Raw genomic sequence first — 13,734 nt, forward strand, 5'->3', positions numbered from 1 at the left:
TTTTTGCTATCTTTTTTCGAAATAAAAAATCTAACCAACCCATCATCAGCTATTGAAATAGTCTAATTGAAATCTTACCCGCATGACTTGTTGTAGTTCGTCGATTGGTGCAAAAGCATTCTTAAGCAATTGCCGCTGCAGCTTACCCAAAGCCTCTGGCTGAATATACCTGCCCGAGTTACCACTTCGTAAACCCTCAATTGCCCGCATCCGCATCAGGATTTCGTAGGCCTTGCCTGCCTCAAGCATCAGTTCCCGATGATTGGGTTCGAGCTCAGCGATCTTTTCAAATCGCTTAAAGGTATTATTAATACCCACCACACGATGACTGAGTACTAGCAACCTTCCCATATCAGTCAACGGCATCATTGCGCGTAACTTGATGTCAAATTTGTCTCGATGTTCTCCGCTTTTTTCTACGATAAAGTTTTTGAAAAAACCTAATGGAGCTGGGTTCAGCAAGGCGTTTTTGGCTAGAAAATTTAAGAATACTGATTTCCCTGATATTTCCTGATAGATATGCTCCGTCATAGCATCTGAAAGTGACCTATGGCCAAACACTGGGCGAAAATCAAAGAAAATTGTGGCATGCATTAGCGCTTTTTGATTGGGACTCAATATCCAATCAGAAAAATACCACTTCCACTGTGAGAGCGACTGACACCATTCAGGGTTATTGGCCATCATATCGGCAGGGCAAGCTTGGAAACCACAAGCCAGCAAGATCTCAATGACCTCTTCTGCTATCAGCAACAAATATTTCCTAACGGCAGCTTCTTTTTCTGCAGGAACATCTTCATAGACGATGGCATTGTCAAGGTCTGTCCGTAGCAATTGCTCCTCTCTACCCTCACTTCCCAAGGAAAGAAAACAGAATTTAATCTTAGCCGCTTCCGGGTGCTCGGAATCATGCTTTTGCTTGGCCAACTGAACAGCACGCTGTATAATGATGTCATTGATTTCTGAAATGATATTGGCGACAAAGTCCATCGCAACTTCATTCTCTAAATAATATTTGAGTAGTAGTTCGGCCCGATCTCTAACTTTGGCCATTTCACTGACCTCCCAAGTGTTCATCAGCGCATTGATCAAGACTGCTGGGCTATTCCCTTGAGAGAGTAGGATATCATGATCTGATAAAATTCCCGTGACGGGACTTTGTTCAGTTCCATCTTCAGTGAAAATCAGGTGATGCAGCCTGTTTTTAATCATCGTCAAATAGAGATGGGCAAAACCAGCATCCTTCCGCTTAGTAATCACAGGCGTAGTCATGACTGCTTCCACCTTGACATCATTAGAGAGCCCTTTGGCCACTACCCGATTGCGGAGGTCTTTATCCGTAATGATGCCAACAGGGAATCTACTATCGTCTGTAATTACCACCGAACCTACTCCCTTTTCGGCCATGGCCTTTGCAGCATCACCGATACTTGTCCCTTGAAAAACACAAAGTACATCCTTTGAAAAATTCATATCGGATTGCCCTGTGAAAATCAACAATCCATTGTCCTTGGAGCCTTCCTTCAACTCACTTCTGGCCTTTTGACCTTGTGAAAGATCCCTTCTTACTACCACCTGTCCTGAGGCAAACCCTGCGGCAAAATAAAGACTCACTCTGCTATTTTCTTGAAGGACCTTTTCGAAAATAGCTACCGGAATGGCATAGACCAAGCTATCCTCTTTTACCAAAGCATTGAGAATATAAGGTCGCTTGCCCAATAAGGCTAATACTCCAAAAACATCCCCTTCGTCACAGACCTCGACAATTTTCCCCTCATTAGCCTCCTGCTCTATCAGATGAATCGAGCCTTCTCGGAGCACAAAAAAGAAGTCCTGTGCTGGATCTCCTTTTTGAAACAAATATTCACCTGCTCCAAAGTACCTGATCTCTACAGCCTTGGCCACAGACATAAGTATCTTTTCATCTAAAAAATGAAAAGGTGGGAACCTATTGAGGAATTCCTTAACTCGGTTGACGATGACGTTTGACATATTCTTTTTAAATACAGCAAGCAGGTGGTTTATATGTAGATTGATTTTAAAGTAAGGATTGAAATATAGTTGAAATATTATAGAAATATACCTCGGCGATATAAAGCATAACTAGAACCTCACTTTTATACACAAGAAGAAATATTTTTCAATTTTATCTATTTCGAATAAAATATTTCGCCGAACCTGTCTACCGATAGGAAGAGGCATATATCAACTTTATTTCGTGGATCTTATTTCAAGGTCTCTATTGTCTACCTTCGATGATCTCCTTCACCACTTCAGGATCGAGGAGGGTAGAAGTATCACCAAGATTATCTACTGTACCTTCGGCGACTTTTCTTAGGATTCTACGCATGATTTTACCAGATCTTGTTTTTGGAAGGCCTGATACGATCTGAATTTTGTCAGGCTTAGCAATTGGCCCAATGATTTTGGATACAGTGTCCTTGATTTCATTAGTAAGGTTGTCTGCCGTTCTATTTTTCATGTCACAAATGACATAAGCATAGATACCCTGACCTTTGACTTCATGTGGATAGCCGACTACCGCTGATTCGATTACCAATGGATGTTCATTGATGGCGTTTTCTACCTCTGCGGTGCCCATTCTGTGGCCAGACACATTGATCACATCATCAACCCTTCCCAGGATTCTATAATAACCATCATGGTCACGCTTGACGCCATCACCAGTGAAATACATGTTTTTGTAAGTAGAAAAGTACGTTTGCTTGCAGCGCTCATGATCTCCATAGGTCGTCCGGATCATTCCAGGCCAAGGGAATTTGATACAGAGGTTCCCCTCCACTGAATTGCCGGTCAATTCCTTCCCTTCTGCATCTACAATACAAAGTTGGATTCCTGGAAGTGGCAATGTGGCATATGCAGGTTTGGTAGGTGTGATACCCGCTAGTGGTGAAACCATCATGCCACCAGTTTCAGTCTGCCACCAGGTATCTACGATAGGACATCTCGATTTTCCAATATGGGTATGATACCAATGCCATGCTTCTTCGTTGATTGGCTCTCCTACGGATCCTAGGACCTTAAGTGAACTCAAATCATAAGGCTCAATCGGATCTGTACCATAAGCTTGCAGCGCTCGAATGGCAGTAGGAGCAGTATAGAAGATATTCACTTTATACTTCTCCACCACTGCCCAAAATCTACCCGCATCAGGGAAAGTAGGCACTCCTTCAAACATCAAGGAAGTCCCTCCAGCCAGAAGTGGCCCATATACAATATAAGAATGACCTGTGATCCAGCCTATATCTGCAGTACACCAATAAACATCGCCCGGGGAATACTGGAATACGTTTTCAAATGAATATTTGGAATAAACCATATAGCCTCCTGTGGTGTGCACTACACCTTTTGGCTTACCGGTGGAGCCTGAAGTGTAAAGAATAAATAGCATATCTTCACTATCCATCTCCTCAGCTTTATTCGTATCCGCTACACCTTCGATGACATCATGCCACCAATGGTCTCTTCCGGCTTTCATATTCACTTCCTGATTGGTTCGCTGATAGACGATGACCGTTTCTACAGGAGCTTTTTCCATGGCCTCGTCTACTACTGCTTTGACTGGAATCTTCTTATTCCCTCGGAAATTCCCATCAGAGGTCAAGACCGCTTTTGCACCACAATCAATGATTCTATCAGATAATGCCGAAGAGCTGAAACCTGCAAACACAACAGAATGAATCGCCCCTATCCTGGCACATGCCAGCATGGCAACGGCTGCTTCGGGTACCATCGGCATATAGATGATCACCTTATCTCCTTTTCCTATTCCTTTTGCTTTGAGCGCATTGGAAAACTTACAAACATCGTGGTAAAGCTCCTTGTAGGTAATCGTCCTCCCTTTCTCATTCGGGTCGTTGGGTTCCCAGATGATCGCAGGTCTGTCTCCAATAGTGAATAGGTGACGCTCGAGAATATTTTCGGTAATATTCAGCTTTCCATTGACAAACCAGTTTACATTAGGTTCTTCGAAATTCCAATCGAGCACCTTATCCCATCTTTTTCTCCAATGGAAAGAATCTGCGATTCTCGCCCAAAATTCCTCAGGCTGTGTCACTGATTTTTGGTATTCATGGAAGTACCCGCTGAGGGTGTGTATTCTATCACTCATGGTTAGTTATTTTAGATTTAAAATTTTATAATTCAGATTTTAGCCCCGATGAATCGGGGTGATTTTTAAATTTTAGAAATAAGGAGCTTATTAGTCTAAAAGCCCCTTAACTTTGTTGACTAGTTCCTTGTTGCCAAAGGGCTTTGTGAGATAAAGGTCCGCACCTAGTCCCAGACCTTTCTCAATGTCTTTCTGCTTGCTTTTAGCTGTCAAAAAGACCACCTTCACTGCATCGCTTTTTTGCTTGATGTATTTGCATACTTCATAGCCATCCACCTTGGGCATCATGATATCCAAGATCACCAATTCAGGAAGATCTTTCTCCACAATCCCCAATGCTTCTTCTCCATCTCTTGCGATAAAGACCTGAAAACCCTCTTTCTTGAATAGATATTCCAAAGACAAGAGAATATTGGGCTCATCGTCTACGATCAATATTTTACTCATGATTACTTAGTTGATTTAATTTCAAAACATCTTTATTGATAGGCAAAGAGAACTCAAAGCAAGTTTCTCCACCAATTCTATTGACTACAATTTCACCTTGATGATAGGCTATGATTTTCTTTGAAATCGCCAAGCCTAATCCTGAGCCGATAGGTTTTTTGCTCGTTTGATTTTTCGCTTGGAAAAACTTATCAAATATGTAAGGGATCTCCTCCTGAGGAATTCCCTTTCCATCATCCTTGGCCACAACTCTCAAAAATCCATCTTTGACATCGGCAGATAATTCAACTTTGGATTTTGCAAACTTGGAGGCATTTGAAAGCAGATTTAAAATCACTTGCTTGATTCTATCTTCATCAAGATCAAGTATCAAGTCTTCAAGATTAAGCTCAATGTTGAAATCCAAGCCTTTTTCCTTCATCACCTGATACATGGTATCAGTCGCTTCTAAGATCATGATCCTTACATCTGTAGACTCAATATTCAGCTCCTGCCTACCAGAATCAAAGCGCTCTAGATCCAATACCTGATCAATCAGCCTACTCATACGATTGGCTTCCTGAATGATAATATCTAGGAACCTTCTTCGCTCTGACTCAGGCAAATCATCATCAAGCAGAATTTCTGAAAATGCTCTGATTGAAGTAATCGGTGTTTTCATCTCGTGCGTCACCGTAGAGATGAATTCATCCTTGAGCATGTCGTTCAGTCGTAGTGCCTCGTTCATGGCTTGCAGTTTTTCGGAAGCAATTTTTAACTCCTCACTTTTTTCCCTGAGTTCTTCATTGAGAGATTTGAGCTCTTGGGTCTCTTTGAGGATATCCAATACCTCCTGCATGCTAATCTCCTCCTCCTTAACCACCGAGGACACCAAAATTCTTGCAGAAGCCGAACCAATAATTCCAGATAGTAAACGCTCTGAATAATTCACTAACTCAGGATCAGCAAAATTCTTTTGACTCAATGCCTTCCCTGTCTGAGTCTTGAATTCATTGAGCGCTTCATCGGTTTTTTCCCTTCCAAGGAAATTCACCAATAAAGCTTTCAAGTCTGGGAGATACGCCTGCCCTTTCCAAATTACCGATGCATCCAAAGAAGTACTAAATCTGAAAATATCTACGAAAACCACAGCTTGATTATGTTCCTTGGAAGTCTGTAATGTAAATAAACTGATCAGTACATAGAGTAGAGTATTTATTGAAAGGGAAAAGAATAAGCCGTGGGTGATATAGCTCATTTCATCAAATCCTAACAGAGACTGGGGTCTAAGAAAGCCTAACCCAAACAAACCTTCAGTTAATAATTCCTCAGAAACATAACCTGCCGTCACCATGGTAGGAACCACAAGTGTATAAAACCAGATCAAAAACCCAGCGATGATTCCTGCCAAAGCACCGAGACGAGCCCCTTTTTTCCAAAATATACCCCCGATGATGGCGGGTGTAAATTGTGCTATCGCAACGAAAGAAATTAAACCTATGGAAACTAAGGTAAATTGCCCCGCCACCTCCTTGTAATAAAGGTAAGCCGCCAAGATGATCAGGAAAATAGCCGTTCTTCTCGACCAAATCAGAATTGCACCTAATTTATGTTGATATTTCTTTTGGAAACCTTCATTGAAAAGTAAAATAGGCATCACCAAATTATTACTTACCATGGTGCTAAGCGCTATGGTAGATACAATGATCATCCCAGTCGCAGCCGAAAATCCACCCAAATACACCAATATAGCCAACCACTCTTGATTGAATGCAATCGGGAATGCCAAAACGAAAGTATCTGCTTCAAAACTTCCAAAAGGGAAATAGACTAGTCCCCCTAACGCAATTGGGAGTACGAATACATTGATCAAAAGGAGATAAAGCGGAAATAGCCACATGGCTGTATCGATGTGCTTCTCGTTGGTATTTTCGATCACCCCCATCTGAAACTGTCTTGGCAAGAATAATATCGCCATCATAGACAATACAGACATCCAAAACCACTCCGAGATGCCATTGTCCCCCTGCATGACGAAAAGATGTTCTAATCCGGAACTAGCAGCCTGACTGAAAATGTCCGCAAAACCATCAAAAACAAAGAAGCTAACAAATATCCCAACCACCAAAAAAGCGATCAATTTAAAGATAGATTCAAAAGCAACAGCCATTACCATGCCTTCGTGCTGAGCTGTCGCTTCTATATCTCTGGTACCAAAAAGTACAGTAAACAATGCCAGTCCTATTGCTAAATAAAATGCTGTGTCTTGATAGAAAGGTATATTCGTCAAAAGCTCTGAAGCATTAGATTCCTGTAAAATCTGAAAAGAGGAAGCCACCCCTTTTATCTGAATGGATGTATAAGGTAAAATCCCAAGTAAACAGAAAATAGTAACGACTCCCCCAAGTGTAACATTTTTTCCATATCGACTGGATATGAAATCTGCGATGGAGGATATGCGCTGAACTTTAGAAATCCGAATGATCTTCCGCATGATCACCCACCAAAGTGGTGCTATCAAGCTGGGACCTATGTAGATTGTCAAAAATTCTAAGCCATTGGTAGCTGCTCTCCCCACAGAACCATAATAAGTCCATGCGGTACAATAGACTGCCAAAGTCAAGGCATAAATGGCTGGGTGATTTGAAAGTTTTCTGCCTTTTTTGGCAGTGCGCTCAGAAAACCATGCAATGGCAAAGAGTAAGGCGAGATAGCCAAAAGTAAACGATATGATCAGCAGATTACTAAACACGCTTGTCTTGGTCTGTTTTTTTGATCACCCAATAGGTTAGCAATATCATCAAAAACCAAAAAGCAAATACCAAAAGATAAAGCACAGGAATTCCAAGCCAGATCTCTGGAATATCATAAATGGACAAAACAGGGTAATTCAGGAGAAACATTCCCAAGAAAAATACTGCCCATAAATATTGCTTTTTTAAGCCTTCTTTCATCTTTTTAAATTACAGCATTTGCATGACGGATAAAAGGGAAACCCCAACAATCTTGAAAGAGCTTCCCTGTATCAATCTACAATCAATCCTTAATGGTCATGAGCTTGGCCTGCTCCACGCGGAATTCTGATTTCTTGAATCATATCCTGTACATTTTGAGGCGGCGCAGGTGTGACTTTGGAAACGAAGTAGCAAACAATGAAATTCACCAACATCCCAATACTTCCAATTCCTTCTGGTGAAATTCCAAAGAACCAATTTTCTGAGGAAACCATCTCAGGTGTCAAACCAAATAAGGTTACCCCAAATTTGAAGAAAGTAATGTAAGCCAGGGTGAATACCAAGCCAGATACCATTCCCGCTATCGCTCCCTCTTTGTTCATTCTAGTCGAAAAGATACCCATAATGATCACTGGGAAGAAAGATGCTGCGGCTAAACCAAAAGCAAACGCAACTACTTCTGCCACAAATCCTGGGGGGTTCACACCGAAATAACCCGCCAAGCCAACAGCCCCTGCTGCTGAAATTCTAGCGATCAGCAATTCTCTTTTCTCTGTCATATTAGGTCTGAAAGTCCTGAACAAATCTCTAGAAACTGAGGTAGAGATCACCAAAAGCAAACCTGCAGCTGTGGAAAGCGCTGCCGCCATCCCGCCTGCTGCCACAAGCCCAATCACCCAGTTGGGCAACTTAGCGATCTCAGGGCTCGCAAGCACCATGATGTCCTTATCTATATTCAGTTCATTGGTCTCAGGGTTGGCAGTGTATTGTACTATGCCATCTTGGTTTTTGTCATTGACTGTAATGAGGTTTGTTTTTTGCCAATTATCCACCCACTCTGGCAGGTCATTGACAGGCTTATCAGCTACTGTTTCGATGGCATTATAAATCCCAAAAGCTGCTACAGCCGGTGCTGTGGTGTATAGGATGGCAATGAATACCAAAGCATACCCTGCCGACAACCTTGCGTCTTTCACTCTTGGTACAGTGAAAAATCTTACGATCACATGTGGTAATCCAGCAGTGCCCACCATCAGTGCCAAAGTAATGGCAAAAATATCGGCCATACTTTTTCTTCCTGATGTGTATTCAGCAAAACCCATTTCTCCTAATACCCCATCCAATTTATCCAAAAGGTAAGTGCCATCAGCAACTGTGCTACCCAGACCTAATTGTGGCACTGGATTTCCAGTAAGCTGCATTGAAACGAATATCGCTGGTACCATAAAAGCAAAGATCAAAACACAATACTGAGCTACTTGGGTGTAGGTAATACCTTTCATACCTCCGAGTACAGCATAGAAAAAAACAATACACATCCCGATAATCACTCCAGTATTGATATCCACTTCCAGATATCTGGAAAATACGATCCCAACTCCACGCATCTGGCCTGCCACATAGGTAAAGGAAATAAAGAGTGCACAAACCACAGCTACTACGCGAGCCTTGTTGGAATAATAGCGATCCCCAACGAAATCCGGCACAGTAAACTTCCCAAACTTTCTTAAATAAGGTGCAAGTAATAAGGCTAGCAAAACATAGCCTCCAGTCCAGCCCATCAGATAAACTGAGCCATCATAACCTGAGAAAGCAATGATCCCCGCCATGGAGATAAAAGAAGCCGCCGACATCCAATCTGCTGCTGTAGCCATTCCATTGGCGAGCGGAGAGACACCTCCACCTGCTGTATAAAATTCTTTGGTAGAACCTGCTCTCGTATAGATAGCGATTCCAATGTAGAGGGCAAATGACAAGCCCACTAAAATATATGTCCAAGTTAAAATATCCATTGTTTTTATTAATTAGAGGCCTATTCTTCGTTTACATCAAATTCCTTGTCGAGCATATTCATACGAACTACATAGACAAAAATCAACACGACAAATGTGTAGATAGAGCCCTGCTGAGCAAACCAAAACCCTAACTTAAAGCCTCCTAAGCGGATGGCATTGAGGGGTTCGACAAGAAGAATTCCGAATCCGAAGGACACGACAAACCAGATGACAAGAAGCACACTGAGTATTTTCAGGTTCTTCTTCCAATAGGCTTCTTTACTGAATTTATTTTCTGACATGGTTATTGGGTTTTAAATGTTGCTATAAGAAGATATGTGTTTGTAATATGAACTCTCCCGCTGACCCTGACCTATTGAAGTTTTCAAATAATGGTCTTTGGCTATACTGCAAGGTGACTTTGGCTTGGTGGGCATTGATATAATAATTCATCCCCAAATCATATTGCCAACTGCTGTCATTGAAGAATTCAAAATTCTTGTGTGTCAAGGCCCCAAAAGGTTGCAGCTTTCCTTTATCTCCCAAAATATCTTTTGGAAGCAAAAAGCCACTTTGGGTGTAGAAAATACTCCCTGTTCCTATGGTGGGTTGCGCATTTCCTGGTCCATTCTGAGTGGTTCCAGCACCGAAGCCTACGTTCATAATACCGACATTACGCATGTAGTTTGGCCCAAAATCATACTGGTAAAATACTGCATAGGTGGTCAAGGCTGTGCCTGAAGCTTTATTAAGTGGCAGGTCTAGGAAAGTATCCAAGCCAAAAAGCTTGATATCATGGTTTTGAATTGCTCCCGCTCCATTTCTGGAATTAGTAGCTTCGGGATGATAATGCCATCCTCCACCAATATTGAATACTTTTTTGGTACCCAAATAAGAGCCTACGAAAAATGGAAGCTTATTATTTTCTTTCTCCAAAAATTGATAGGCTATATATCCTTGTGTCGCCCAATTATCATTGATTACGTTGGCTGCTACAGGTCTATTATTGGCCTCGTCAAATCGACCACCTGTCCCAATGGAAAAAGGCTTGTTCAATGCCAAACGATAATCCCATTTTCCAACTTGACCTTTGGCATAAAAACCAAACTGTCTAGCAAACTGATCCGTAAGTTCGATCAGAGGCCAATTGAAAATCGGGGCATCTATGGCCATAAAGTTCAAGGTACTATGGCTGGTCATTCTCGAAATGCCATTCCAATAATGCAATCCCATACCTACATAGAGCTCTGAAACCACCTTGAATTCCGTCCAAATATCGTGAAAAAAGAGTTGAGGTTTCTTGGCGGACATACCAGCTGCTGTGCCTTGACCAGTGGTTGGATCTACTGCCACGGGGATTCCTCCTGGATTTCCCGTAAGACCGCCACCTGGAACTCCCCCATTAGTGAAGGTTTGATTATTGATCCCCCAGTGAGAAAGTATTAGAAACCTTGGAGAAATCTCAGCATAAGCTAAGACCCTAGCTCTCCTAATTCCTATGTCTGTGGAAGTTGCTTGTGGATTACCAGATACATCAAGAGTTCCTGGGTTATTTTCTGTCACTCTGGCCCACATCTGATTCCAAAAGAGAAATCTAATATATTTAGAGCCATCATCACTGAGCTTGAGGGTAAGTGGCTTGTAAGTATGATCTATGAAATCTCCAGCTTTTTGTTTGGCTAAGACTGTCTCAGGAATAGTATCTTGAGCATAGCTTATTCTAAAACTGAAGATCATCAAGAACATGCCTATTAGCCATGCGAAATGATGTTTCATTGTGCTTTGGGTTATTGTTGTCTTTCTTGCCCAGGCCCGGTAACAAGTGAAGTCTAAATTGAAAAGTTACCCAACAAAAGAAAAGTCAAGCATATATATACGTTAAGTTAGTATAGGAAAAAAAATATTATTTGGATTATCGGTTTTTAAACCTTTCCCATTTGATGATCATAAACTTGTCGCCCAGCTCAGTGATCAGCATTCCAGTATCCAAGAGATTTTCTTTTATCGCCATAAATTTAACTAATTCAGTATGATTAAGGACTTTGTAAGTTGGTCTGTAATCATAACTCTCAGGTGCTTTGATCTTATATTGCTTCACCCAATTCATGACCGAAACATGGCTAACACCTAATATTCTTTCGATTTCTCGATAAGAGATTCCTTCGATATATAGCTGAAGTGCCTTGACTACATAGTATTTATCGATGGCTTTCCCGAGTTTATTCACAGTGAAGTGATAACCACACTTTTTGCACTTAAACCGCTGTCTACCCCCAACTATTCCGCTTTTAACGATTTTAGTATGCTCACATTTTGGACATATTGGCTTTTCCATATCCACATATTTTGGGTTTGATATATCAATTTAGCGAAAGTATAATATATTAGCAATATATAGCTAAGTTTCGATATACAAAAGCCTATAACCAAATATAATACTGAAAATTGCACTCATTTCCATCTTTAAAAGATCAAGCAAGCATCTCAAACGATATGGCCAATGCAAAAGCAATGATACTAATAATCACTTTATTCAAATGAAACCTATGGTCAGGGCTACTTTCAAAGAAAATAGTGGTAGAGATGTGAAGAAAACCTCCTGCCACCATGCCATAGAAGACATTGAGGGCACCTCTTCCAATAAACTCCGTATCAAATAAAAAGGAACTAAGAATCATACCTAAAGGAGAAGCCAAGGCAAAAATGATCAAGAGCACAAAAACCCATCTTTTCTTTAATGCTGTCATTAAGACTGCTACCAAAGCAAATGCCTCAGGCCCTTTGTGCAACATGATGCCAAAAAGCAAATTTCCACTACCATGATGATGGTGATCATGCCCATGATGACTGTGGTCATGTGCTACCAGTACTCCATCATGAGAAAGCAAGGTTCCTTCCAAAAAAGCATGTAAAAACAATCCAATCATCAAGGTCCATACGCCCGACTCTATACCATGCTTATGCCCATGATGATGAATATGCCCATGCTCTACCCCAGATGAAAGCAACTCCAATACCTGCTGCAAAAGGAAACCAAGAAGTATATACAATCCCATCTTAGTGGCATCTTCAGTTCCTACAAATAATTCTGGAAGAATATGTAAGACCGTAATGGCAAATAAATAGGACCCCGCAAAAACCAAAACAAGTTTGAAATAGCGTTCTTGCCAATTGGGAATAAAGTAAGCCAGACCCCCTGCGATCATGGCCGTGAAAAAGAGTAAAAGAAAATTGGTTAACATGAGTGATGTCTTGGGTATGTTGGATGATGGGTCAATTCACGGAAAAAGATAAATAAGGCTTCATGCCTTCACTGGCATAGGACTTAATTTCTCCATTTTCGTCATTATAAATCAGGTAGATCTCAAATCCTCCCTTTTGCTTTTGCAAAGCAATAGCTTCATCAGTTCCCATGACCATCAATGCCGTGGCAATAGCATCGGCTTTCATACAATTTTCAGCCACTACTGTTGCACTGAGCAATCCATGCCGGACAGGTCGACCTGTTTTGGGATTAATGGTGTGGGAAATCTTCACCCCATCTACTTCATAGAAGTTTCTATAATTACCAGAGGTGGCTAGTCCTTGGTTATTGAGTGCTATGATTCCAAACAATTCATCGCTTGGGCTATCTTCATTTGGAGTACTTATTCCTACTTTCCAAAGCTCTCCAGATTCATTGACTCCACGGGCGACCAACTCCCCTCCAATTTCTATCAGCATGTCTTCTATGCCTTGATTCAATAGATAATCCACCAACACATCTACCCCATATCCTTTTGCAATTGCAGAAAAATCTAAATACATCTCCGATCTTGGCTTCCAAGCTTTTTGATCATCAAATTGAATGGCCCCAAAGTTCACCAAAGAGACCATGCCATCTACATTTACACTGTCTTTTAATTGAGGACCCCCTGGTCCAAAACCCCAAAGGTTAACCAATGGACCAACAGTGGGATCGAAAGCACCAGAGGTCATTTCATAGATGCTTTTACTTTCTTCTAATACCGGTAAGAAATAGGGCAGGTCAAAAAATAAGGTGTCTTTTTGATTGAAACGGCTAATCTCAGAACTTGGAATGTATGTAGAAAGTGATTCATTGACTATAATTAAGATCGAATCAATTTGTGCTTTAAAATTTCGCTCTTCAGCATCCAAATAGACTACCCTATAACTCGTCCCCATGGTGTTTCCAGCGAAGGATATTTTTCCTGTAGTTACTTCAACCTCTTGCTCTACTGGTTTTTTTTGATTTTCTCTGTATAGATAAACAATCGCTACCAAAAGGAGTAAAATGATGGAATAGATGATATTTTTATTGGCATTACTACGCATATCTGGAATTTTTGCGAAAGTTAATGCTATTTTTTCAAAATCATGGGCGACAAAGGTCATTGAATTGCAATCTCATTGCAAGTTTGAATGGGGAACAAAGATTCATGCCTTC

Annotated in this window: 11 protein-coding genes; all 11 read right to left on the minus strand. The window is 41.1% G+C overall.

Features of this window, described 5'->3' with window-relative positions; translation table 11 throughout:
* Nucleotides 1-45: 45 nt before the first annotated feature.
* The 11 genes from CHB66_RS04525 to CHB66_RS04575 all read right to left on the minus strand — a co-directional run bounded on the left by CHB66_RS04525 (nt 46) and on the right by CHB66_RS04575 (nt 13,622).
* Complete coding sequence (locus CHB66_RS04525) at nt 46-1,992, minus strand: DUF294 nucleotidyltransferase-like domain-containing protein (protein ID WP_089238410.1); 1,947 nt, start codon at nt 1,990-1,992, stop codon at nt 46-48.
* Nucleotides 1,993-2,239: 247 nt separating this feature from the next.
* Nucleotides 2,240-4,132: an acetate--CoA ligase gene (gene acs, locus CHB66_RS04530; RefSeq protein WP_089238412.1), complete on the minus strand. Its 1,893-nt coding sequence runs from the start codon at nt 4,130-4,132 to the stop codon at nt 2,240-2,242.
* A gap of 90 nt (nt 4,133-4,222) precedes the next feature.
* Entirely contained in the window at nt 4,223-4,579 is a 357-nt protein-coding gene (locus CHB66_RS04535; protein ID WP_089238414.1) for a response regulator transcription factor, read from the minus strand.
* Nucleotides 4,572-7,310, minus strand: coding sequence for a sensor histidine kinase (locus tag CHB66_RS04540; protein WP_089238416.1), 2,739 nt, complete (start codon nt 7,308-7,310; stop codon nt 4,572-4,574). The genes CHB66_RS04535 and CHB66_RS04540 overlap by 8 nt, the downstream gene beginning before the upstream one ends.
* Nucleotides 7,303-7,512, minus strand: coding sequence for a hypothetical protein (locus CHB66_RS04545; RefSeq protein ID WP_089238418.1), 210 nt, complete (start codon nt 7,510-7,512; stop codon nt 7,303-7,305). The genes CHB66_RS04540 and CHB66_RS04545 overlap by 8 nt, the downstream gene beginning before the upstream one ends.
* Before the next feature lie 89 nt (nt 7,513-7,601).
* Nucleotides 7,602-9,305, minus strand: coding sequence for a sodium:solute symporter family protein (locus tag CHB66_RS04550; protein WP_089238420.1), 1,704 nt, complete (start codon nt 9,303-9,305; stop codon nt 7,602-7,604).
* A gap of 20 nt (nt 9,306-9,325) precedes the next feature.
* On the minus strand, nt 9,326-9,589 hold the full coding sequence (locus CHB66_RS04555; RefSeq protein WP_089238422.1) for a DUF4212 domain-containing protein: 264 nt from the start codon (nt 9,587-9,589) through the stop codon (nt 9,326-9,328).
* A 22-nt stretch (nt 9,590-9,611) separates the two neighbouring features.
* On the minus strand, nt 9,612-11,033 hold the full coding sequence (locus CHB66_RS04560; RefSeq protein ID WP_394335273.1) for a porin: 1,422 nt from the start codon (nt 11,031-11,033) through the stop codon (nt 9,612-9,614).
* A gap of 166 nt (nt 11,034-11,199) precedes the next feature.
* Nucleotides 11,200-11,622, minus strand: coding sequence for an IS1/IS1595 family N-terminal zinc-binding domain-containing protein (locus CHB66_RS04565; protein WP_076498616.1), 423 nt, complete (start codon nt 11,620-11,622; stop codon nt 11,200-11,202).
* A gap of 136 nt (nt 11,623-11,758) precedes the next feature.
* Nucleotides 11,759-12,529 carry a ZIP family metal transporter gene (locus CHB66_RS04570; protein WP_089238426.1) on the minus strand — a complete coding sequence of 257 codons (771 nt, stop codon included), beginning with the start codon at nt 12,527-12,529 and terminating at the stop codon, nt 11,759-11,761.
* Between the two features lie 31 nt (nt 12,530-12,560).
* Complete coding sequence (locus CHB66_RS04575; protein ID WP_089238609.1) at nt 12,561-13,622, minus strand: FAD:protein FMN transferase; 1,062 nt, start codon at nt 13,620-13,622, stop codon at nt 12,561-12,563.
* Nucleotides 13,623-13,734: the final 112 nt, after the last annotated feature.

It is taken from the genome of Belliella buryatensis (genome assembly GCF_900188245.1).
Taxonomy (GTDB): Bacteria; Bacteroidota; Bacteroidia; order Cytophagales; family Cyclobacteriaceae; genus Belliella; species Belliella buryatensis.